General features: G+C 58.6%; 25 protein-coding genes. 1 reads left to right on the forward strand and 24 read right to left on the reverse strand.

All coding sequences use genetic code 11. The annotated features are described in order from the left end of the window. Positions 1–511: 511 nt before the first annotated feature. From ABIE28_RS10435 to ABIE28_RS10530, 19 genes are all read right to left on the reverse strand, one after another. The gene (locus tag ABIE28_RS10435) at positions 512–1639 is read right to left on the reverse strand and encodes a hypothetical protein (protein ID WP_354062654.1); all 1128 of its coding nucleotides are present in this window, start codon (positions 1637–1639) and stop codon (positions 512–514) included. Positions 1640–1861: 222 nt separating this feature from the next. Continuing rightward, a complete protein-coding gene (locus ABIE28_RS10440) occupies positions 1862–2089 on the reverse strand; it encodes a hypothetical protein (protein WP_354062655.1) in 228 nt (75 codons plus the stop codon). Between the two features lie 232 nt (positions 2090–2321). Next, a complete protein-coding gene (locus ABIE28_RS10445; RefSeq protein ID WP_354062657.1) occupies positions 2322–2933 on the reverse strand; it encodes a hypothetical protein in 612 nt (203 codons plus the stop codon). Positions 2934–2994: 61 nt separating this feature from the next. Continuing rightward, complete coding sequence (locus ABIE28_RS10450) at positions 2995–3429, reverse strand: hypothetical protein (protein WP_354062659.1); 435 nt, start codon at positions 3427–3429, stop codon at positions 2995–2997. Positions 3430–3749: 320 nt separating this feature from the next. Next, positions 3750–6026 (reverse strand): tape measure protein, encoded by a 2277-nt coding sequence (locus ABIE28_RS10455; RefSeq protein WP_354062661.1) that lies wholly within the window; start codon positions 6024–6026, stop codon positions 3750–3752. Further along, entirely contained in the window at positions 6023–7642 is a 1620-nt protein-coding gene (locus ABIE28_RS10460; RefSeq protein WP_354062663.1) for a terminase large subunit, read from the reverse strand. The genes ABIE28_RS10455 and ABIE28_RS10460 overlap by 4 nt, the downstream gene beginning before the upstream one ends. Beyond that, entirely contained in the window at positions 7620–8003 is a 384-nt protein-coding gene (locus ABIE28_RS10465) for a phage terminase small subunit P27 family (protein ID WP_354062665.1), read from the reverse strand. The genes ABIE28_RS10460 and ABIE28_RS10465 overlap by 23 nt, the downstream gene beginning before the upstream one ends. Next, the gene (locus ABIE28_RS10470) at positions 8000–8314 is read right to left on the reverse strand and encodes a head-tail adaptor protein (protein WP_354062667.1); all 315 of its coding nucleotides are present in this window, start codon (positions 8312–8314) and stop codon (positions 8000–8002) included. Before ABIE28_RS10470 ends, ABIE28_RS10465 begins: the two co-directional genes overlap by 4 nt. After that, positions 8314–8721: a DUF3168 domain-containing protein gene (locus ABIE28_RS10475; RefSeq protein ID WP_354062669.1), complete on the reverse strand. Its 408-nt coding sequence runs from the start codon at positions 8719–8721 to the stop codon at positions 8314–8316. Before ABIE28_RS10475 ends, ABIE28_RS10470 begins: the two co-directional genes overlap by 1 nt. Continuing rightward, a complete protein-coding gene (locus ABIE28_RS10480; RefSeq protein WP_354062670.1) occupies positions 8721–9143 on the reverse strand; it encodes an HK97 gp10 family phage protein in 423 nt (140 codons plus the stop codon). The genes ABIE28_RS10475 and ABIE28_RS10480 overlap by 1 nt, the downstream gene beginning before the upstream one ends. Continuing rightward, positions 9144–9431, reverse strand: a complete 288-nt coding sequence (locus ABIE28_RS10485) for a head-tail connector protein (protein ID WP_354062671.1) — start codon at positions 9429–9431, stop codon at positions 9144–9146. It lies immediately after the preceding gene. Further along, positions 9428–9877, reverse strand: a complete 450-nt coding sequence (locus ABIE28_RS10490; RefSeq protein WP_354062672.1) for a hypothetical protein — start codon at positions 9875–9877, stop codon at positions 9428–9430. Before ABIE28_RS10490 ends, ABIE28_RS10485 begins: the two co-directional genes overlap by 4 nt. After that, complete coding sequence (locus ABIE28_RS21150) at positions 9874–10218, reverse strand: HNH endonuclease (protein WP_502913380.1); 345 nt, start codon at positions 10216–10218, stop codon at positions 9874–9876. Before ABIE28_RS21150 ends, ABIE28_RS10490 begins: the two co-directional genes overlap by 4 nt. Continuing rightward, positions 10218–10817, reverse strand: coding sequence for a hypothetical protein (locus tag ABIE28_RS10505; RefSeq protein WP_354062673.1), 600 nt, complete (start codon positions 10815–10817; stop codon positions 10218–10220). Before ABIE28_RS10505 ends, ABIE28_RS21150 begins: the two co-directional genes overlap by 1 nt. Before the next feature lie 2 nt (positions 10818–10819). Beyond that, on the reverse strand, positions 10820–12364 hold the full coding sequence (locus ABIE28_RS10510) for a phage major capsid protein (RefSeq protein WP_354062675.1): 1545 nt from the start codon (positions 12362–12364) through the stop codon (positions 10820–10822). After that, complete coding sequence (locus ABIE28_RS10515; RefSeq protein ID WP_354062677.1) at positions 12354–12728, reverse strand: gene transfer agent family protein; 375 nt, start codon at positions 12726–12728, stop codon at positions 12354–12356. Before ABIE28_RS10515 ends, ABIE28_RS10510 begins: the two co-directional genes overlap by 11 nt. Next, positions 12728–13969, reverse strand: coding sequence for a phage portal protein (locus ABIE28_RS10520; RefSeq protein WP_354062678.1), 1242 nt, complete (start codon positions 13967–13969; stop codon positions 12728–12730). The genes ABIE28_RS10515 and ABIE28_RS10520 overlap by 1 nt, the downstream gene beginning before the upstream one ends. A gap of 60 nt (positions 13970–14029) precedes the next feature. Then, the gene (locus ABIE28_RS10525) at positions 14030–14911 is read right to left on the reverse strand and encodes a hypothetical protein (RefSeq protein WP_354062680.1); all 882 of its coding nucleotides are present in this window, start codon (positions 14909–14911) and stop codon (positions 14030–14032) included. A gap of 377 nt (positions 14912–15288) precedes the next feature. Continuing rightward, a complete protein-coding gene (locus ABIE28_RS10530; protein WP_354062682.1) occupies positions 15289–16188 on the reverse strand; it encodes a LysR family transcriptional regulator ArgP in 900 nt (299 codons plus the stop codon). 92 nt (positions 16189–16280) lie between these two features. Between ABIE28_RS10530 and ABIE28_RS10535 the strand changes: the two genes are divergently transcribed. Then, positions 16281–16892 carry a LysE/ArgO family amino acid transporter gene (locus ABIE28_RS10535; RefSeq protein WP_354062684.1) on the forward strand — a complete coding sequence of 204 codons (612 nt, stop codon included), beginning with the start codon at positions 16281–16283 and terminating at the stop codon, positions 16890–16892. A gap of 16 nt (positions 16893–16908) precedes the next feature. Here the strand turns inward: ABIE28_RS10535 and ABIE28_RS10540 are convergent, their stop codons facing one another. From ABIE28_RS10540 to ABIE28_RS10560, 5 genes are all read right to left on the reverse strand, one after another. Beyond that, positions 16909–17970 carry a saccharopine dehydrogenase family protein gene (locus tag ABIE28_RS10540; RefSeq protein ID WP_354062686.1) on the reverse strand — a complete coding sequence of 354 codons (1062 nt, stop codon included), beginning with the start codon at positions 17968–17970 and terminating at the stop codon, positions 16909–16911. Positions 17971–17975: 5 nt separating this feature from the next. Further along, entirely contained in the window at positions 17976–18764 is a 789-nt protein-coding gene (locus ABIE28_RS10545; protein ID WP_354062687.1) for an amino acid ABC transporter ATP-binding protein, read from the reverse strand. Beyond that, positions 18757–19422 (reverse strand): amino acid ABC transporter permease, encoded by a 666-nt coding sequence (locus tag ABIE28_RS10550; RefSeq protein WP_354062689.1) that lies wholly within the window; start codon positions 19420–19422, stop codon positions 18757–18759. Before ABIE28_RS10550 ends, ABIE28_RS10545 begins: the two co-directional genes overlap by 8 nt. Positions 19423–19576: 154 nt before the next feature. Then, entirely contained in the window at positions 19577–20485 is a 909-nt protein-coding gene (gene dapA, locus ABIE28_RS10555) for a 4-hydroxy-tetrahydrodipicolinate synthase (RefSeq protein WP_354062691.1), read from the reverse strand. After that, positions 20482–21240 (reverse strand): dihydrodipicolinate reductase C-terminal domain-containing protein, encoded by a 759-nt coding sequence (locus ABIE28_RS10560; RefSeq protein WP_354062693.1) that lies wholly within the window; start codon positions 21238–21240, stop codon positions 20482–20484. Before ABIE28_RS10560 ends, dapA begins: the two co-directional genes overlap by 4 nt. Positions 21241–21255: the final 15 nt, after the last annotated feature.

Below are 21255 nucleotides of genomic sequence, written 5' to 3' on the forward strand. Positions count from 1 at the left end.
CGCCCTTACAAGAGTCCAGCGCTTTTAACGGTCTCGCTGTATAGGTCGAAAGAGGCTTGTGAGAACTCACTAAGTTTTTTGGATATGTCGCCCATACTGGAGGAATCATTTGCAATAAGGCTCTGCAACTCTGCTAAACTCTTTTGAACGGATATACCGGAATCGAGATTACTAGGTAGCGATATATTTAGTTGAACTAACCTATAGTGCAGATTCAGAATAGACTGAACGGAACCTTCAACGTCTGTTATCTTTCCACCGCGAATTTGCGCGTTAATCTGACTAATTAGTGCGATGGTGTCCGTGCTTAGAGCATCCAGACTACTCACTAGAAAATCTCGTCTAAGATTTTCCCGTTGTATATTCGCGTTTATGATCGGAGCCAGCCAGTAAGTTCCGCCTACCGTCAGCATCAGTGTCACCCATAGAGGCACACTGGATTGAGTGAGCAAACCTAATAGCCAGCGAAATGGCTTAGTCACCCATCTCCAAATCTCTTTACCTACATGGCTCATTCATCGACCATCTGGACGCGACTTTTGAAACCGATTTCTTCAGCAGCTTTCTCAGCGTCCCCTTTGATTTCTTCTAGTTCCGCCACGGTGAGTGACCGCAAGAAAATGTTCATCGAGTCCTCGATTTTCTGAGGCTCTTCTTGTGAGGCGGACGCGCTGTTTGTCACTGTAACACCGGCCTGTAGCGCACCAACAGGGACATTGCTTGTGAGGATAGCCACTCCAAGTGCAACAAACGCGCCGAGCGTTACAGTTCCACCGATTATTCGCCAATGTCCCGGCGAAGAAAAGTCCACGACGATATTCTCAACGCCCGACGCTGCAAAATACTGCTGTCTAAAGGCCTTTATATCGTCAATTCGATGGATGTCAGGTTGATTGGCATACGCATACGCGGCAGCGAGAATTTCAATAAGTCTGCTTGAATCATTTAGTAGACCAAATTTCTCACCGGTATATCTTGATGCCTCAATCAGGCTGGATGAGCCGTTTTCGTAGATGTAGTTCGAATAAGTGAAGTCCAGAAGCTGCTCGGTTTCTTCCGTTATTTCTATTTGGCGCACCGCAGGAGGGCGGCCAATTCTCAACTCTAACTGTGGCGGTAGCTCCCGCCTAGGGATCTTGTTTAGCCACTTCACCTTGCGGAATGGAACTCTGTCTGATGAAGCGGTAGGGCCATTGAACACATCGGCAGTAGAAAACGCGGATGCAATCTCACCAAAATTTACAATTGGTCGTCGGTATTTCCCGACTTGCTCAAAACCCGGCGTGATTACGATGTCGCCAGGCTTCATTCGAGAATAGAGCCCATGGATGCTGGCAACAGTTCTGGTCAGGCTCCCATCTTCCAACACGTCGCCGGAATATGCATTAAGCTCGCTGGTTGGCCTTTGCCCTACAGGATTGATCCCATACGCCTCACGCGCCATCTGCCTGCGCATTGCACGTCGCAGCAACGGTCGAGACCGAGCTATTTCAGGCGTCAGATCAAAATTCGGTATTTCGAGAAAAGCGATAGATTCTTCGATGAAGTGGCCGTGATTTCGGCGTTCCCGCCCTGCATGAACAACAAACGCACGCTGAGTGCTTGAAACGATTTTGGTCGCAATATCGAATGTAGTCATCGCCCCCTCGACGGAATCTTGTAGCGACAACCTGTATTCGTTGTCGCAAAGAGTCCACCGTTCGATGCTGATTTGTTGCAGTTAAGTTAAGTGCGACAAATATTGCCCTTTGAGTGCCGTGAAACCATATGGGTCGACAGCTCGGGTTTAGGACCGCTGACAACTGCGGCGAGAGATCGGGACAATTCGAAATCACTGCGCCCGCCGTGCTGAGCAAGGCATCTAAATCGCGCTAACGGCACGTTCTGCGTCAAGAAGTGAACGCCACTTCGCGGGCCAGATATTCAGGTCGCCGCCAAGCCGATCCACCACCATATATTCCTCCACCTTCCCGGTGAATGGGCAGAGCTTCACGCCTAGCTTGAGGCGCAACGCGTCATCATTCGCGACCTGCCAAAGAAGCTCAGCCCACGTCATGGTTCGCAGGAAGGCCGGTGTGTCGTCGTGCATAATGTCTCCCCAAAGTGATGGGCGAAGACTCGCACAATCGCCGAATCTCGGTCAAGCACAAAATTCAGCTAAGTCATTGAATTTAAACGACAAAAGTAAGTAAACATCTACTTACCCAATAATGGGGCCCGCACGATTTGGAGAACGTGCGGGCCTGTCGGCTTTCCCAGGCAGGGTGAAGCGCCCCACCTAATCCCTTTATAGCGGGAATTTTACGGGGTGCAGACGAAAGTCAAAGAGTGTCACCATCGCCGCTGCTTAATGCCGTTTCATCCAGTGCAGCACGCACCTTAGCCCTCCGCCTCGTTTCCTTTTTGTGAGCGGCCTCGGCGTCTTTTGTGGTCTGCGATTTGCCAGCGGTGCGGTTGCGCTCACGCTGATTTTTGGCCTGCCGTTTTTCCTCAGGCGTTGTGACTTCCCGCAGGTATTCTTTGGCCTCTAGCTCAGCAATGTCTACGCCGCGCCTAAGGCGAGCATATTCCCTGCCGTAGCGGCGCTTGTATTCAGCCTCGGTTTCGTAACCATGGTGGTGCCGTGGAGCTATCCCGGTGAAATTGTAGTCGCGAGGTTCACCCCGACCTTCAGCGACTTTGACGATGCGATAGCGCGTCCGCTCCTCGATGGCCGAGGGCGTCACAGATTTGGCGCGAGCCTTGTCAGCTCTCCGCTTCTTCAAGCCAGCCACAACGGCGCGCAGTGCCGGGCTGGTCCCGATCAATCCCGCTTTTAAACCATCATCGTCATCGGACAGATCAAGGTCTTCGAGCATGTCCATCGCCAGTGCCTCATCGGCGGGCTCTACTAGATTGTTCTCTTTATCTGGACAATCGTCTGAGTTTGTCATATTAATTAGGTGTCACTCCGTCGATCTCAAGCCCTTGCCGGTCACTACCCGGCGAGGGCTTTTACTTTGCAGCACCGTCGATGAGCCAAGCCAGTTCGCGTGCAACGGACGGCGCCAGTGTGCGCTTAACGCCATTGTCGCCAACTACCTTGATCGAAGTGCCCTGACGCGACAGGCCAACCACATCGGCCCCACTCAGGGCCTCAAGGATATGGGAGAAGGCGGTGTCTTTCGGGCGGGCGAAATAGCGCAACGCGGTGGAAAAGGCCTTCGCCAGCTCCACTGTGAAGGTGCGCTTGAACGCCCCAAAATCGATTTCGACCGCATCACCATCGCGCCGGATTTCGATGCCGGGGATACCGGCCTTTACCTTGCCCTGCTCTACGGCCCAGCCGATGAGCAACCCCACGGCTTCGGACACAGAGACGTTGTGCGCGTCGGCAATCTGCTTCAGCTTGGCTTCGCGCTCATCAGGAATAACCACGTGCTTCGACATTGAGTTTCCATACTTGTTAATTCGATGAACATTAACGTATTAACAAGTATTTGGCAAGGTAGTTCCATGCCGGATCGCATGGTTTCGACGCGCATTTTGTCCGTGCCGGAATGTCGAAAGTCTGTCTATGTATCTAAGTAGTTTAAGAAAGAAAGATATAGAGACAGACTTTCGACATTCCGGCACGGACACTCTCATCTCGGCGCGGAAAGCTCAAACCCGTTTAGAGACTCATAGGCGAGAAAACCGCTTCCGGTGCAGCAACGCCCTATCCGGCACGCCTTCCCGCCGCCCAGAGTCACCGCTACGCGTTTGCGGCGCTATCTGCTGCGGGTATTGAGCGTGTTTCCGACCTTCATCTGCCGTCCCAGCTCAGAGGCAACCACGCCGCGCATCGTCGCCTCAAGCTGCTTGCTCATCTGCTTTGCCAAGTCCGCGTTCTGCTCGGGCGTCCCTGACGAACCGTTGACGGTGATCGGCGCGCTAATCGTAAAGACCGGTGCGGCGTTGTCATTGGCAGCATGACGATTGTCGTTTGCCGCCCGAACGGCAGGCCCACCACCCACAAGTCCACCGCTAGCGAACGCGGCGACGGTGCCGGAATTGATGGCGCGCAACAGGTCCATGTTCCGGCTCGTCGCTGCCGCGTTGACGACAAACTCTCCATCGCTCAGCCGGGCCGGAATACTATCGCTGGTGCCGGTGCCTGGGCCACGAATAAGCCCGCCCGTTGCCGCCTCGACCACGCCGCCCTTTGAGAAGCCAAGGAAGCTCAGGAAACCGCCGCCTGCTCCACCCACGATGTTCTTGAAGAATGCATCAATCGCCGCATCAAGAGCCATATCCAGCAGCCTATCGCCCAGCCGCCCGAACGCATTGGCAAGCGCAGTTGCACCATCGACACCGTTGCGCAGGTCGCCCAGAAGTCCGCCAAGGAAGTCTTTCGCCATACCCTTGGCGCTTTCCATGGCGGCTTCCAGCTGGTCGAGCGCACCGCGTTCGGTTTCGATAGCGGTCACCAGATCGCGGATACTCGCCTTCTGCGCATCGGTCGCGCTCGCACCGGCCCGACGCAGCTCGGCATCGATCCGTTTTTCGGTTTCGCCCAGCCCCAACAGGCGAAGCTCATTTTCCAGTTCGACAATCAGTTCCTTGGCCGCATCAACCTCGGCACGCTTCGAGCCTGCCGACCCACCGCTACCCGATGAGCTTCCCGGCTTGATTGGATAGTCAGCCAACGTCACCGGCTTGACTGGCGTGGGCGGCACGAAAGCCGTCGAGAACTCGCCCCAAGTGGGCGCAGCACCAACACCGTCGCTGTTTGCAGCGGCAGCATGGGCAGCGCGCGCAGCGTCACGCAGAGCGATAAAGTTGCCGATGACCTCGGCAATTTTGCTCTGCAAGCTGCTGAAATTGGGGTTTGCCTGACCAAGCTCTGTGATGGCGTCGGCTGCCGTCTCGGCCGTGCCCCTACCCTCAAGCAGCTGCTGCACCAAGTCCTGAAACGCGGCATCAACCTCACCAAACTGGCCCTTTGTGTTCTGGGCAAGGTTGGCGACGGCCTGCTCTGCCTGCGCAAGCTCAAGCTCGGCATCGCTGACAGACGCGCCGAAGCGGTCGAACTTCCCGGCCAAGGTCTCGACCAGCTCGATAATCTTCTGGATATCGCGCAAGTCGTTGGCGAAGGTCTTTGAGATAACGTCGCCAAGATCATTCAGGGCGCTATCGAAGCTCGGTGAATTGACCAGATCGGTAATTTTAGTGCCCAGCGTATCGAGGAAGCTGGCGAAGCGCTGCCCGGCGCTAGAGGTCTCGTTGAACTTGCCAGCGGCGTCGGTGAGCACGTTCTGCAACCGGACGAACGAACTTGAGACAGTGACTTCCGCCCCGGCAACCTTATCCCTGAGCGTGACTGAACCGGCCTGAAACGCGTCAAAGAACGCCTGCGACGAAATCTTGCCGTCCACCACCAACTGGCGAAGTTTCGAGACAGAACCGCCCGCCTCATCAAGCCCAGCAGCAGCCGCCTGCGCAATTGGCCGGGCCCCTTCAAGAATGCTGTTGAACTCTTCGGCCCGAACGATTCCAGAGCCCATCGCCTGACTGAGCTGGAGCAGCGCGCCACTCGACGACTGCGCATCAGTTCCAGCAACCCGCAAAGCAGTGGCGACGTTATCGGTGAAGCTCAGCATGTCTTCGGTTGACGCGCCAAGCTCGTTTTGCGCCAGCGAAACGCGTGAGTAGAGCTGCGCAAGGGATTCTAGCGGTGCGGCATTGCGCTGCGCAGACGAAAACAGGCTTTTATAGACCTTCTGCAAATCCTCACCGGCCAGCCCCGCGACCTTGAGTGCGTTGCCAATGCGGATGCTGCTATCGATAAGCTGCTGCGATGCGCGCAGCGAGACAGCGCTTGCGAGGCCAGCAGCAATTCCCCGACCAACACCGGAGAAGTGCCGTTCGATGGCAGATGACGCCTGTTTGCTGCGCTTCTCGATGCGACCAAAATTGCGCTCAGCAATAAGCCCCGCGTTCTTCATCTGGCGTTCGAAAGTGTTCAGGCGCGCCTCGATTAAGACGGCCAAATCTGGGGTGGTCATGCGGCAATTCCATAGAGCTTGAGAAATTCGGGGTCGCTGTAGGGCGAAGCGGTGTTGTCGTTGGCGCAGGCGCGCGCGACTGCCATCCATGTCGCAACAGCGCCGTCGATGCGCTTGACGCTCTTGCCCTTGTGCATGGTGCGGTTGCCCGCGCTATCAGTGTGGATGGCGACATTGGCGAAACACCAGCGCAGTAGCGGGTGCCCACCATGGCGAAACTGTCCACCGATAATGACGCGTTCCAGCTCATTGAGGGCTGGCGACTGTGTCACCCACCCCTGCCGCATGGTCAGCACCGGCAAGCCATCGTCCATCAGCGGCGCCATGACGGGCTGGGCATATGCAGGATCGAAGTTGATTTCTTGCACGTCGAAGCGGGCGCAAAGTTCGCGGATATATTCGGTGACAGCGCGGTAATCGATCACGTTGCCGGGCGTTGCGGTGAGATAGCCCAGCTCTGCCCACTCGGGATAAGGCACGCCATCCCGGTCGGCATGATCGCTCAGGTTGTCGGCTGGCAGAAAGAAGTGCGGCAGCACTGACACTGTGCCGTCCTCATCGCGGAAGGCGGCGACAACGGCGGTCAGGTCGGTCGTGGTCGACATGTCCACGCCGATCCAGCACGGCGCATTGTCCATCGGCTCAACGTCGCCAGCACCTGCGTCATAGACTTCCATGTCAACGAACGGGTCGCTCGACGCGTCCAGCCAGATATTGAGCTTAAGCTGCTTGAAGCTCTGCCGCTCACCCATGCTGCGCTCAGCGCGCGCCGCTGCCCGGTGGAAACGGTCAAGGCTAGGGTAGCCATGTGCAAGGCCGGGATTAGTCGCGTGCCAGACGGCGGGGTCACGCCAGTCCGCGTTCCGGTCAGCCTCGAACAGGATCGGCAGTATGGAAGCGTCAACGGCGTCACCGCGCGCGATCTTGCGGGCATCCTCGATCACTTCCCAAGCCACACTGTCCTGCCCACGCCCCGCAGTCGTGGCGATCACCAGCAGCGGATTGTCGGATTTATCCAAGCCGGTCGTGAGGGCTTCCCAGAGATACCGGTTCGGCCAGATGTGCAGTTCATCAGCCAGGACAAAATTGGGCGTCCTGCCGTGCTGGGTGCCAGCATCACCAGAGATGACCTCAAGAGTGACGCGGTGCTTGGCATAGAAGATTTTCTTGGCGCTGTTGTGAGCGTCATAGACCTTCACGGCACCAGCAATGCGGGCATCAGCCTGCACCATGCCCAACGCTTCCTTGAAAGCGATGCTGGCCTGCTTGCGGTCGGCGGCGGCAAAGATCGCCTCGCCATGTGCAACGCGCTCGGGTCCAACGGTGTGCAACAGGGCCAGTGCAGCGGCGATAGTCGTCTTGCGATTGCCACGCGGCAGCAACAGCACAACCGTCTGCACGATGCGCGAACCATCAGCAGTGCGCGGCCCATAGATGCGCCGAATGATACGCTCCAACCAAAGGTCGAGCTGAAACGCCTTGCCGGGCAGCTTGCTTTTGGGATGCTTGAGCGAGCGCAGAAACGCAACGGCACGCTCGCCATCCCCGAACGTATCTTCGATGGGCGAACCGTCATAAATCCATGCGGTGCTGCTAGATATCGAAAGGGTTGTCATTACCCTCATCGTCATTGCGCACGGCGGGCCGGGAGCGGCTGACAGGTGTCAGGCCAAGCTCAGCGGCAAGCTGGCGGGCAACCTGCATGCTCTGCAACTGCATGCGGTGCTTCTTGGGATCCACCTCACCGGCAGCGGCAATCTCCTGCTCGATGAGCCGAATGCGCCCGATGGCGAGGCAGTAGTTTTCGACGCTGCCCATGTCGGCTTCGGTAAGAATACGGCGCTCGACCAAAGGCGGCATGATGCGCCGCCATTCCAGCTTGGCGAACGCACCGAACCATTTGGGTGCCATGGGCGTCTTAGTGATCGGTGACGGGTCAGGAACGATGGTCGGCTTGACGCCACGCAGATGGGTCACGACACGGCCTCGCAATGGATTTCGAGGCCACGGCGCTGCTCGATCTCGATAACCTTGGTGATGTTGAACGGCTTGCCACCATAGGTGAGGCGGTCGGCAGTGGTCATGCCGGGCCGGAAGTGGGTGCGGAACACCAGCGCGAGAATTTCGCGCTTGCCGTTATCGGCGCTGGCCTCAGTCATTTCGCTGCTGATCAACGCTGCCCGAAACCGGAAAATGTCGGACCAGTCAGTCATGACCTTGCCACCCGCGCCGGTCGTTTCGGCGGGGTGCTGGACGATGATGGAATGCCGGAAGCTACCAGTGAGCATTACAACGTCTCCGTCATCATGGCTTCAACCGACACAATGACGTGCCCGAAGTCTTTCGGGTCGCGAACAGCGCGGGAACCCGTAACCCAAAAGTTACCCCAAAGGTCATAGCCGGGCGCGTCCAGCGGTTCGGTGAGCGCCCGACGCACCTCATCGGCAACGGCGCGGGCGTCCATCATGCCGGCCTTTTCCGTCCAGCAGTGCAGGTCGATAAAAACCCGCACAGAACGGCTGCGCGCAGTCGTGCCGACAAGCACGGTCTGGGCATCGGCAAGGCGAATGCAGGGGAAGCCATCAGGCCGTGTGCCGCCATCCTTGATGCTTGCGGCAGGCACCAGCGCAGTAAGCGCCGGACTACCAATCAGCCGGTCATGGATAGCGATCTGTATGGCGATGTCGGGTGCCATCACTTGCTCCCCATCGCGCGGATTGCCTTGCGGATATCGCGCCCGGTGCGGCGCTTGATCTTGTCGCGCAACATGCGAAAGGCAGGCCAAAAGAAAGGCTTGGCATCGTTTTCATCGGTGCCGTGCTCGACAAGGTGCGGGTAACGCACGGCATGATTGCCTGCTGTCACCATGACAGCATTCTCGGGCACAACGGTGCTGCCGCCCGGCTGACTGAACGGCGGGGTGTTCATGTTGCCGGGCGTCACTTCGATGCTATCGATCAGCGCGCCGGTATCGCGGCTGGTCTCTGCGAGGCTGCGCATCAGGTCGGCCAGCTCATCGCCAGACTTGCGCAAGGAAGCCTGCGCAGCCTCGCGGGCAGCAATCGGAACCGCATTAAAACGGGCCTTTAAGCGTGCAATCTGCGCGTTTCCGGCCATTTAGCAGACCTGCCGAACGTAGGGCGCGATCATGTCGTCGTAGCCCATGGCGAGCGTGACCATGCTGTGATCCACCAGCACCGGGTTGCGGTTCCAGAAGAGATGAGCGGCTTTCATGAGAAACGCTTGCTGCAACGCGGGCGGCAAATCTTCATATTCTGCGGGCGCCTGCGCGCCGATATCATTAGCGAGGATGGCGAGCGCGTTGACGGCCAGCCGGGAAAGCTGCGCGTCGTCGGCATCGTCCAAAATCTCAAGATGCTGTTTCAGGTCGGAAAGTGCGGTCACTGTAAAAACTCTATTTCGGAAATATCTTGCGCGAGGCTCCCCCCGCCGGTCCCCTCAAGAGGCGGTAAGTTCTCAACCACCCCCGGTGCCTTGCCGGTGAGTGCGTTCGCTATCGGCCATCCGCGTTTCAACCGGCAATTGATGGTGGTGACGGACGAGCGGCACACGATGCTCCACTCACGCACCGTGAGTGCACGGCCATCGTGTTCGAACCTTCTAGCGTTTGATCCTGCCCTCACGCGTCTTGGAGCTATCGTAAGTCCCCGCATGTGCTGGGCATCCAGACGCTGGCGTGGTGCCGCAACCATGGGTGCGGTGATGGCGCGGGAGGCGGTCCAGCCACGCGCCAGCCGGTCGGTGATGACAGCGGGATAGATGCCATAGTCCAAGGCCCATTCGGTGATCGGCTGGGTGATACCGTCATGGGTGAGCATGGTGTCGGTCATGCCTGCACCTGCCGCTCAAGGCGCTGCTTGGTGCTGTTGTGACAATGGCTGCAAAGTGCCTGCCAGTTGTGCTGGTCCCAAAACAGGCGGTCATCGCCACGGTGCGGAATGATGTGATCGACCACGGTCGCGGGTGCGCCGCACTGGCAAACCGGATGGGTGATGAGAAAGATGGCGCGAGCCTTGCGCCAATCATGGTTGTAGCCACGTGCTGCCGCTGTTGGGCGGTTGCGGTCATGGCGAGCCTTGCGGGCGCGGTCGACCTTTATCTGGCAAGCGCAGCGCTGGCCTGATGGGACTATGTTTCCGCAACTACAAAGGCGGGGTGGAGCGCTGGGCATCAGAGCTTTGCTTTCAATGCAGCCAGCCCATCGCGATCAAAAGCCGGGTCAAGGCCACCCTCTTCGATCTCTTTGAGCTGCTCGGCGGTGTAAATGTCGGGTTCCTTCGCGCCCTCGACGGGCACCAGAACGCCGGTCATCTTCAGATAAGCGACGTGCCCATTCTGGGCGGCGATGATCTCGGCGGGTGTTGCGTTCCATGCTTCCGCTGCCGTCCAGCCAAGCCAGCCGGTTGCGATCTCGAAAAGCTGGGTGTGGTATTCGGTCGGGGTGATTGGCTTCCCGGCTACTGGCTTGATCGGCGTGGTGTCGTCGGGATCGATGCCCGCGATTGCCAGGGCGAACTCTGCCAGCGGTCCGGTGAGCCGATTGCGGACTTTGCCAAGGCCAACCGTGGCTATCTCTGCCAGCAACAGCGCTGGCTTGATCCCGGCTTCTCTCAGCATGTCCATGATGATGGTGATGTTGAACCCCTCAACGGCGGCAATCAGTCCGAAGAGCTGGTGCCGCCGAAGAAGGCGCATGGTGGCGCGGAGGGACGGGCGAAGCTCATAAGCCTCGCCTGCCAACTCGACAAAGATGCCGTCCGCGCCAAGCATGGTTAGACAGCGACCTTGAGCTTCACGAAGCGGTCGGGGTGGGTGATGTCGGCACCTACGCGCTTCCAAGCATGGAAACGGGTCTGTCCCTTGAGCTTGATGGTGTAGGGATCGCGCAGGGTTTCGAGGCCAGCACGGTCAACGATGCGATAACCGGAAAGATCACCGAACAGAATCGGGAACTTACCAGCGCCAATATCGTCCATATCCGGGACTTCCACGATGGGACGGCCCAGCAGCGTCGAAGCGCCACCCACGGTAATCGGGTCCAGCACCAGATAGCGCCCGGTGCCATCCTTCCACTGCCGGATTGTGCCCAGCGTCTTGCGGTTCATGATCCAGACGCCGCTATGCGCATGGGTCGTGGCAATGGCGTGATACATGCCAATGATAACGTCTGCCGGGTTCGCAGCGGGGAAGTCGGCGGCAACGCCGGTTTTCACTTCCTTGATGCCGCTGGCGACAAGCAGACCCTTGGGCTGGCCCACGCCGGTGCCCTTCACGAAAGCAGCGCCTTCGGTGATCCCGAACGACTCGGCATAGTCAGACAGCAGCTCGCCTTCGAGGCCATAGGCGTTGTCCGCCAAGAGCTGGTTAGAAATGTCGGTGAACGTCGCCAGCTCAAACGGGGTGAGCGTGACCTGCTCAAAAGTCATGCCGCTTTCGGTGCGGTCGGCAATTTCCGAAACCCACGTCGCAGCAGTGCCGGTGAGGCGGCGCGGATACTTGATCTCGGGGGCCGAAATGTTGACCACGCGGGCATACTGCCGGATGGGCGAATATTCGTTCAGCAGCTTGATAAGTTCATTGCCGAACTCTTCCGGTGCCAGATAACCGCCATTGGCGTCAGTGCTGACGGTGAGCGCCTTCACCTCTTCGGCGCTGGCGCGCTCGACACCATGGCGCAAATAGGCCGCGAATGCCTTGCGCTCATGGCTAGGCTCATCAGCATTGTCATTGGCAGCGATAGGGCGATTGGCCTTAGCTTCAACCTTGTCGAGGCGGGCGGTGAGTTTGGCGATATTATCGTTTGCGGCTTTCACAAACTCACCATTGGTAAGGGCAGCATTTTCGTCGGTAGCGGGGTCCATACGGGGTTCCTGATTGATGGATTTAACAGAGGTGATCCGCGCGCCGGGATGGACCGGGCGGCGACAAAGGGAGATTTCGGTAATGGTAAGGGCGTTGAACTTGCGCCCGCCGGTAGGCAGAGAGTCGAAGCCATCGGCTTTGAAGCCAATGGACAATCCGGTAATCCTGCCGTTACGCATAAGCTGACGGGCGTCACGCGCAGGGCCGATGCCTTCCACGAACAAACGGCCTTTTACCTCAAGGCCGGTCTCCGTTTCGGAGTAGCTTTCCCAAACCCCGACAACCTGTTTCTGGTCATGTTCCATGACGATGGGCAGCGCGGGCGGCAGGGAAAAAGCGCCCTTCTCGATTACGTCGCCAACCTGATCGGGCGAGCCGAAAGGCCATGCCAAACCGGTGATAGTGCCAGCGTCATCGATGCTGACTTCTGCCTTGATTTCGAGCCTAGAAGTCATCGTCATCATCCTGCGCGAGGTTGATGGCAGCGGACATTTCGCCAGTCGCGGTAGCCTCATTAACGTGCTGCTGTTCCGGTCCAACCCAAAGGTCTGTCAGGATATCGATGGCGAGGATATTGGCCTCGCCAAGCGGGCGGGCCGGAACGTAAGTCGATACCAGCGCGGCAGCTTCCTCGGGCTGGGCACCAGCACCGACAAGGCCAAGCCGAATGGTTTCGGTAATCTCGGCATAGGAGAGGCGGCGCAGGCCGTCGATGATCGCGCCGATGCCCTTGCCGGTCGTGCGTTCAAGCTCATTCAGAATCGTTTTGGACGTGAGCGAAAATTCGCGCTCACGGTCGCCAAAAAAGGCGGTGTGCATTAGGCGGCGTCTTTCTCGGGGATGGGCGGGGTGTCGTCGTTCGCCGCGTCGGGTGCGGCGCTGGTCGTGGTGTAGGGGTTCTGCAAAACGTCACCGCCCGGCATGGCTGGCATATTCAGGCCAGCCCGAACATCATTTGGAGTCATGGCACGCATAGCGACCAGCTTGCCGTAAATGTCGGTGCGGACGGTCGGGTTGACGGTCAACAGGTCATCGGTGATGAAGCCGATGAAACGGCTGGTGCGCTCTTCAGGGGTGAGCAGAACGCGAGCATAGGCCCAAGCCCAAGCGTCCAACCAAGGGCGCAAGGTCTGCTCAAGAAAGCCCTGCCGCATCTCTTCGGTGTTGGACCAAGTGCCGCGCGTGAGGTCGAAAAGCATGGTGGGCGGCACGCGGAACGTGCGGGCAATCTCTTCGACCTGATAGCGGCGGTTTTCCAAAAACTGCGCATCGGTGGACGTGAGCGCGGTCTGCTCCCACTTCACCCCATTAGTGAGCAACGCGGGCTTTCCGCTGTTAGCAGAACCGCTGTGCGTAGCTTCCCACATAGCGATGAGATTTGCGGCCTCGTCCGGCTTCATGGCCTTTTCGGTAGCCAGCGCCCCACTAGGATGCGCACCGCTGCTGAACAGCCGCGAAGCGTGTTCCTCAAGCGTCATGGCAAGGGCGATGGCGTTGCGCGCGCGGGTGATGGGTGCCTTGCCCCCGAACGCCTGAATATGGAGCATGTCCCGATATTCATAGCGGACATTCTTCCGCCCTTCCCGGACGAGGTAGAACGGCTCGCGGGTCGCAGGATCGGTTTTGATTTCGACGGCGAGCGGGTCCAACTGGTGGAACTCGACTACGTTGCCACTGCCGCCGCGCACGGCGACTGCAAAGCCGCCCTTGTCGTGCAACAGCGCATCATGGGTGAGCTGGGTGCGAAGCTCGGCGGCGCTGGTCCAGTCATTGGCCTCATCATGCACAAGGCGAAAGGCAGGGTGTGCCGGGTCGGCTTCCTTGCCTTCTGCATTACGCACGAACAGTTTGGCAGGCAGCGTGCCCACGGCTTCCGCGATCAGCTCCACTGCCGACGATACGGCTGGCACCTGCATGGCCGACTTCGGCGTCACCGCTACATTGGAATGGGTCGGCATTGCACCGAACAGCCATGAGGCCAGCGGGTCGGTGAGCGTCACCGGCTCGGGTGCTGGCTCAGGATCGGCCTTGCGAAAGAGGCCGGGAAGGAAGTCGGTCAATGCCAAGAGGTCTGCTCACGGCGGATCGTGACCAGACAATATTCCTAAATAGGAATATTTTCAAGGCAATTCAATTTCCTGGAGCGCTGCCGCGAGCGCGTCTGGCCACAATTGATCTTTCTCGCCGATATACTCGACTAGGATGTTGAGATTTGAGCTGTATCCGCCCCAGCCGAAATAAGTGAGTTTGTCTTGCATTTGGGCAGTAGCGCTATCGGCTAGACTATCGATTTTCGACGCCAGATTAATCAAGTCGGCTATAAGCGTTGGCGAGATTTCCACATTTTGCGGGAGATCACCATAGTATTCTTGATATCTGTGTATCTCTGGCTGAATTGCGGCGGACATAGACTGAGCAATTTGGAACGGGTCTGACCCAGGGGCTTCAAAGCGCATACTTTGCTTCCCGGAACTAAATTGAGACTTTACAGCTTCTTTGGTTGACATGATTCTGGCATTTGCGATCTGGCCTATCTTTTGAACCAGCATCTTCGCCAAGCCTTCAATTCGGTCGTCCGTGGCCTCAGCACTTTCTTGCGCGCGGTTCGCCATCAAGATGGCGGTCTGCTGCTCGACAAAAAGAACCTGCTGTTCCATCGCTAGCCTTTGAGCCTCAACCTCGGATCGCGTCAGCGAGTATTCCTTCCGAGTTAGCTGAAGTTCCTCTCGCTGCGCTCGCAGTTCGCCACTTTGCATCAGAACGGCAGCCACCAGCCACACGAACGCCACAGGCGAGAACAATCCGGCCAAAAGATCGCCGATTTCGTTCGAAGTTCGACACTCAAGAAATCCGGCAAGTTGGCCTTCGACCTTACAAGGGCTGGACGCCTGAAGCATGAGATACGCGCCCATCGCCCAAGCAGCGGTCAATAGCAGAGCTAGGCAAATTACCCAGTTACGCTGAATCCAATTAGGACCAGTTAATGCGTTCGTGTCGGCCATTGTATTGAATCCCCGACAAGGACAATCTCTTCCCACAGGGTTCTCGTCAATGGATACTGAGCCAAGTTGAAAAAGGGCCCAAAGGGGTGATCCACTTTGGCCCACTTTTTTGACCGACGATCTTGCTAAACCATTGAAATCGCTATACGTATCGTTCCAATGGGAGGGTCCAGGTTCCCCAGCCAAAATCTTCCAAAAAAAGATCGATTCTTTGCGCCACGGTCGTGAGTCCGTGGTGACTCGACGCGTGGATGATCTGCGGGCCTGCTATTCTGGATGCGCGGGCACCGGGCCAGTACTTTCCCTCATGATGATTCTTGCAGGCAATTCTAAATGAATAACCTCGTGCGCCATAACGCTGAGGTGGCAATTGCGGCTTAGCCAGTCGCCAACAAAGCTGACCTTGCCGTCGTGACTACGGCATTTGTCAGGTCCGGGAACTGACTGGCCGCCAAGCGGCTGACTTGCCAGTAGAGGGGGATGTCGAGGGTGGCACCGGGCACGAGTTCGATCAGGCGACCGGAGGCCAGATGATCGGCCACCAGCTGCGATGGGTTGAGGCTCCAGCCCATCCCCAAGAGCGATGCATCGACGAAGGCGTGCGTGGACGGCAGCCAGTGGGTGGGGACCGTGTCCGTGATACCGAAGTTGGCGTGGAGCCAGTCCTGTTGCAGCCGGTCTTTCTGGTTGAAGGTCAGGGCCGGAGCCTGCGCCAATGCGGCAGCGCTGATGCCATTGGGCAGGTAGCGTTTGACGAAATCAGGGCTGGCCGTAGCGTGGTAGCGCAGCTTTCCCAATGGGGTGACACGGCATCCTGCCACGGGCTTGGCGAGAGAGGTGACGGCGGCGAGCACTCGACCGCGACGCAGCCAATCGGCCGTGTGGTCCTGATCGTCAACGGCGATATTGAGAAGGATGTTCGATGAGCGGGTGACGGCTGCGGCGGCGGGCAGGAACCATGTGCCCAGACTGTCGGCGTTGACTGCGATGTCGAGTGTGACAGGGCCGCTGGGGTGGTCACCCAATGCCGGTAGTTGCTGCATCAGATTGTTCTCGAGAGCACCAACCAGCTCCACGTGTCGGCAGATCCACGCGCCCTTCTCGGTCGCGGTACATGGCGTACCGCGTTCGATTAGCGCTACGCCGAGCCGTTCCTCCAACTGTTTGACACGCTGAGACACTGCCGATGCCGTGATGTGCAGAGCCTTTGCAGCCTTTTCGAAACTACCGGTGCGCACAATGGTGGCGACTGCGAGGGCGGCAGGATAGTCGATCATGCATTAGCTCCACTAATCCATCATCAGTAGGATTAACTGGTCTAAACCTCATTCGACCATTAGCGCAATGGCACAACAGGGTGCGCAGACCGATGAGTTTTTCCGTTTTCTTTACTGGGCTTGGGATGGGGCTGAGCCTCATTGTGGCCATCGGCGCGCAAAACGCCTTCGTACTCCGGCAGGGCCTCAAGGGTGAGCATGTCTTTGCCGTCAGCCTCGCCTGCGCGCTGTCGGATGCCATTCTGATCGTTGTTGGCGTCACCAGTTTTGCGCGAGTGGCGACCTGGTTGCCATGGATCGACCCCGTCATGCGGTATGGCGGCGCAGCGTTTCTGATCTGGTATGGGGCCAGGAGCATGCTCGCGGCCATGCGCGCAGATGAGGCTCTATCCGTCAGCGAGACCGGGGCCGCCAGAACGCTTTCAGCGACTTTGCTGACGTGCCTTGCGTTCACGTGGCTCAACCCGCACGTCTATCTCGACACCGTTGTGCTACTCGGCACCATATCGACACAGTTTCCCGGACAGCAGGCTTCATTCATTGCCGGTGCGGTGACCGCGTCCTTCGCGTTCTTTTTTGCTTTGGGCTACGGCGCCGCGCTGTTGCGCCCAGTCTTTGCCAAGCCTGTCGCCTGGCGCATTCTTGAGGTGGTCATCGCGTTGGTGATGTGGGGCATCGCGCTGAAGCTTATCCTGGCTGCATGATACCCTCCATCGGCGCCTAGAGATCAGCGGTGCTGCTCGCCCCAAGGTCGGCCAGACCTGTGTGATCGACAAAGCCGAGATTTGGCAAACCACCATTGGCGAGCCGGGCGATCAACGCGGCTGCATAGCGGGATGAGAGTTTCGCCAAAGCATTCCCCTCCCCCTTGGCGGGGCTCGCCTTCACGCATCTATAAAGCGATTTCTCGACCGCTCGCCCGTCGGGCGCCGTCCCTTTGGCGGTTATGTAGATGATCACCACATCATCACTGATGCGCGTGAGGCTGGTGCCGAGCATTGATCGCAACAGGTCACGCCGATTGCGCAGGTTCAGGTCGTGCAGCAGGAACTGCATGTAGTCGAGGTGGCCCGGATAGCGCAGCGTTTTGAACGTAAAGTTCTTGATGCCCTGCCGCTGAAATGCGGTCAGGTCGCCAACCCCGCCCGAGGTCGTGAAGGCCTCGAGCGACATACCATCCAGCGTCAACGTCTCGTGCTGTTCCATAGGCGCGATCTGGACCACATTCCCGTCGCGGATTGCGGCCGCGGGATAGGCGTATTCATCGATCGCACTATCAAGATTCCAGCTGACACCATAGCCGAGGCGATCGACGCGAAAGCGCGGCAGGACGCCGACGCGAATGGTGAGGTCGGAGGCCATTCGCGTTTCGGCCAGCAGGCTTAGCGCCAGATTTTCGACCAAACCGGGGGAAAGGCCACAGCCGAGCATGACGCATCGCTCGGCTGCCAGCGCTTCGAGATTGCGACGGATATCTTCGTTGGGCTTGGAGAAGTCCAGAAAATGCACCTTTGCCCGGGTGGCCGCGTCGGCAACGCGCCCAGTCGAGCGATTTGGGACCGCCGAGACGCAAAGGTCCTGCCCATCGAGCAAGGCGAACAGTTCCTCGGCGTGCGAATAGCTGGCGAGCTGTATGCCTGTGCCTTCGGAATGAGCCTTTTCGAGCGCCTCTTCTGAAAGGTCGACCAAGGTGACCCGATAGGCAGGTGACGCGGCAAGTTCGCGAGCGAGCATGCTCCCGATCAGGCCAGCGCCGACAATGGTCACCTTAAAGACGGTCATGTGGTCTAGTTCCTGATCCGGGAGACAAAGTTGCGCAGACGTTCGTCCGACGGATTGTGGATGATGTCGGACGGGCTGCCCTCAGCCGCGATGCGTCCCTTGTCGAGGAACAGCACTCGGCTTGCCACATCGGCGGCAAAGGCCATTTCGTGGGTGACGATGGCCATGGTTATCCCCTCATCGGCCAGGGTCCGAATGACGTCGAGAACTTCGCCCACCAGTTCGGGATCGAGGGCGCTGGTGACCTCATCGAGAAGCAGCACGCCCGGCTGCATGGCGAGCGCCCGAGCGATTGCGACGCGCTGTTTTTGACCGCCAGATAGCTTGCTTGGGTAGCTGACATGTTTTTCAGCCAGCCCGACTAGGCCCAGAAAGTGCATGGCCAGATCCTTGGCTTCCGCCTTGGGCACGCGTTTTACGCTGACCGGGCCCTCGCACACATTCTGGAGGACGGTCATGTGCGGGAACAGATTGAAGTGCTGAAACACCATGCCGACATTGCGGCGCAGCGTGCCGATGCCGATCTGGTCGCCCCGATCGCGGAAGTTCGGCGTGACGGCGGCGCCCTGATACAGCACCTGGCCGCTGGTGGGTGTTTCCATCATGTTGAGGCAGCGCAGGAAGGTCGATTTTCCCGAACCCGAAGGCCCGATCATGGCGACGACCTCGCCGCGCTGAAGGTCGAGACTGAGGTTCTCGAAGACCTGCAGTTTGTGGAAATTCTTCGACAGCTTGACCGCCTGCAGCACAGGCACCGAGGAGGACTTTTCTGTGGCAATGGAGAGATCAGTCACTGTTGCGCATCCTCTTTTCGAGCAGGTCGGCCAGCTGAGTAACAGGCACCAGGATCGCCAGATAAAGCAGCGCCATGACAGTGTAGGACTCGAGCGGACGATAGGTCTGGCCGTTCACAACCGCCGCCATATAGGCAAGATCGGCGACTGACAGGACCGAGATAAGGGAGGTGTTCTTGAACTGGATAACCGACTGGTTGATGAACGACGGCAGCATGCGCTTGATGGCTTGAGGCGCAATTATGCGCCAGGTGGCCTGCATCGGGCTCATGCCAATGGCCGCCGCAGCTTCATGCTGTCCCTTGTCGATCGAGACGATGCCACCGCGGAAAATCTCAGCGTAGAATGCGCCGACGTAAAGCGACAGCGTCAGCATTGCCGCGAAGTGGTTATCGACATTGACGCCGATCAGCAGCGGAAACGCGTAGTAAAACCACAGCAACTGCACCAGCAAAGGCGTGCAGCGGAACAGTTCCTGATAGAGACGGGCGAAATAGCCAAGAAACCGCCACCGCGACAGGCGCGCGGCGCATGTGGCTATGCCAATGAGTACACCGAAGACAATCGAGCCGACTGTGTAGAGGACGGTGACCTGAAGGCCGAACCAAAAGAGGTCGATATTTTGCCAGATTGAGTGGAAATCCCAATTGTATGTCACTGCTTGGGTCCCTCCTTTTCTTGTTCTGCGCCAGTGGCTCGCATTGTGCCGCGAAGATCGCCCCGACTCCGCCCGAACGCCACAAAACCGCGGTCGGTGCTAGTGATTGTCAGGCAGACGATCAATGGGAACAATGCAAACCAACAGGCGCCGCTTAGCGAATTTCTTGAAAGCTGGCTTGGAAGCGACCGAGGGTCTGCACCAGTGCGGAACGGTTGGCATCGGACATCGCCACCATGGGAAGACGCATGTCAGGCGACGAAAAACCGGCATGGGCCAGCGCGGCTTTGACCGGACCTGGGTTCGCCTCAATGAACATTGCCGCAGTCAGCTCGGACAGCTGTTCGTGCAGCACCAGGGCGCGCGCGGTGTCGCCAGCTTGCCAGGCACGAACCAGATCGACCATGGCCTGGGGAGCATAGTTGGCAACGACGCTGGTCACTCCGACCGCGCCTGCAGACAGGAACGGCACCGTCAGAGCATCGTCGCCGGAGTGAATGACGAGCCGGTCGCCGCAGGCCAGACGCAGCTTGGTCACGCGATCCACCGAACCGCCCGCTTCCTTGATCGCCACAACGTTGGGACAGGTATCGAGAATTGCCTTGCAGGTCTCAGGAGCAATTTCGACGCCGCAACGACCGGGCACCGAGTAAAGCACAATCGGCAAGGACGTCGCCGCTGCAATAGCCTGGTAGTGAGCGATCAGGCCCGCTTGGCTGGGCTTGTTATAGTAGGGCGTGACCACGAGCAGCATATCGGCGCCAGCAGCCTCGGCCCGGATGGCTTTGGCAACGGCGGTGCGGGTGTCGTTGGCGCCGGCGCCGGCCATCACGACGCAACGCCCGGCGGCGAGCTTTACAGTCCGAGCGATAACTTCAGCGGCTTCGTCATCGCTCAATGTGGCTGCCTCGCCAGTGGTGCCGACGGGAACCAGACCGGCAATTCCGGCCGCCAACTGGCGTTCTACCAGAGCGTCAAAAGCCTCGTAGTCAACGGCGTCGCCTTTAAAGGGCGTCACGAGGGCGGTGAATACGCCCGTGAGTTGGGCTCTGTAATCGGTCATGATTTTACTCCTGTTTGAGTGAGTGTATCGGCAAGGTCGAACCGCCCATGAGTAGCGCCGGATTCGACAAGCCAGCGGGCAGCGGCAAGCGCACCCTCGGCGTAGGCAGCAAGTGTCTGAACCGAGCAGCGGAAGCTGATTTCGCCAGCGCTCATATCGAACCGGACGACTGTGTCGCCGACGACATTTGCCTCGCGTTGAACGACGATCTGCGGCAGGTCGACGGTAACGGTCGAAGCGGCCTGGCGGACGTCCTGCAGCAGCGTCGCCAATTGCTGGGAGGTGCCGGACGGCTCGGCCTTTTTGTTGATGTGATAGGTTTCGATGATGGTCGGATCGGCACTGGGTGTCTGGCGGGCGAATTGCAGAACGGCCAGCTTGAACGCCTCAAAACCGAAGGCGAAGTTCGGGCTCAGCAACAGCGCTCGGTGACGGGCATAGCTGGTGAACTTTGCGTGCTGGGTTGGCGGGAAGCCGGTGGTGCCGATCACCATTGGCAGCGCCTTACGGGCGGAGATTTCCTGGAGCCACAAGCTTGCTGCGGGAGTAGAAAAATCAACGATCACGTCGCAATAGCTGCGAAAATCCGCATCGGGTGTGCGGTACTCGATGCTGCCATTGGCGACCGGCGTGCCCAGCAAGCGTGACCCGGGGGAAACGAACGCTGCTGCCAGTTCCAAGCCCGGATCAGCCAAGACGGCCTCTACCAGTTTGAAGCCGACGCGCCCCGAGGCGCCCATAATTCCAACTCTCACTGTGTATCCCCCGAT

This window comes from Devosia sp. 2618, assembly GCF_040546815.1.
GTDB lineage: Bacteria > Pseudomonadota > Alphaproteobacteria > Rhizobiales > Devosiaceae > Devosia.

Excerpts from the sequence above, each read along its gene's own strand:
- ABIE28_RS21150 (WP_502913380.1), bottom strand. The coding sequence starts at position 10,218 with ATGCCCAGCGCTCCACCCCGCCTTTGTAGTTGCGGAAACATAGTCCCA.
- ABIE28_RS10540 (WP_354062686.1), bottom strand. The coding sequence starts at position 17,970 with ATGACCGTCTTTAAGGTGACCATTGTCGGCGCTGGCCTGATCGGGAGC.
- ABIE28_RS10510 (WP_354062675.1), bottom strand. The coding sequence starts at position 12,364 with ATGACTTCTAGGCTCGAAATCAAGGCAGAAGTCAGCATCGATGACGCT.
- dapA (WP_354062691.1), bottom strand. The coding sequence starts at position 20,485 with ATGACCGATTACAGAGCCCAACTCACGGGCGTATTCACCGCCCTCGTG.
- ABIE28_RS10480 (WP_354062670.1), bottom strand. The coding sequence starts at position 9,143 with ATGGCCGGAAACGCGCAGATTGCACGCTTAAAGGCCCGTTTTAATGCG.
- ABIE28_RS10475 (WP_354062669.1), bottom strand. The coding sequence starts at position 8,721 with ATGGCACCCGACATCGCCATACAGATCGCTATCCATGACCGGCTGATT.
- ABIE28_RS10455 (WP_354062661.1), bottom strand. The coding sequence starts at position 6,026 with ATGACCACCCCAGATTTGGCCGTCTTAATCGAGGCGCGCCTGAACACT.
- ABIE28_RS10460 (WP_354062663.1), bottom strand. The coding sequence starts at position 7,642 with ATGACAACCCTTTCGATATCTAGCAGCACCGCATGGATTTATGACGGT.
- ABIE28_RS10445 (WP_354062657.1), bottom strand. The coding sequence starts at position 2,933 with ATGACAAACTCAGACGATTGTCCAGATAAAGAGAACAATCTAGTAGAG.
- ABIE28_RS10440 (WP_354062655.1), bottom strand. The coding sequence starts at position 2,089 with ATGCACGACGACACACCGGCCTTCCTGCGAACCATGACGTGGGCTGAG.
- ABIE28_RS10525 (WP_354062680.1), bottom strand. The coding sequence starts at position 14,911 with ATGGCCGACACGAACGCATTAACTGGTCCTAATTGGATTCAGCGTAAC.
- ABIE28_RS10435 (WP_354062654.1), bottom strand. The coding sequence starts at position 1,639 with ATGACTACATTCGATATTGCGACCAAAATCGTTTCAAGCACTCAGCGT.
- ABIE28_RS10470 (WP_354062667.1), bottom strand. The coding sequence starts at position 8,314 with ATGCTCACTGGTAGCTTCCGGCATTCCATCATCGTCCAGCACCCCGCC.
- ABIE28_RS10515 (WP_354062677.1), bottom strand. The coding sequence starts at position 12,728 with ATGCACACCGCCTTTTTTGGCGACCGTGAGCGCGAATTTTCGCTCACG.
- ABIE28_RS10535 (WP_354062684.1), top strand. The coding sequence starts at position 16,281 with ATGAGTTTTTCCGTTTTCTTTACTGGGCTTGGGATGGGGCTGAGCCTC.
- ABIE28_RS10505 (WP_354062673.1), bottom strand. The coding sequence starts at position 10,817 with ATGCTTGGCGCGGACGGCATCTTTGTCGAGTTGGCAGGCGAGGCTTAT.
- ABIE28_RS10490 (WP_354062672.1), bottom strand. The coding sequence starts at position 9,877 with ATGACCGACACCATGCTCACCCATGACGGTATCACCCAGCCGATCACC.
- ABIE28_RS10530 (WP_354062682.1), bottom strand. The coding sequence starts at position 16,188 with ATGATCGACTATCCTGCCGCCCTCGCAGTCGCCACCATTGTGCGCACC.
- ABIE28_RS10450 (WP_354062659.1), bottom strand. The coding sequence starts at position 3,429 with ATGTCGAAGCACGTGGTTATTCCTGATGAGCGCGAAGCCAAGCTGAAG.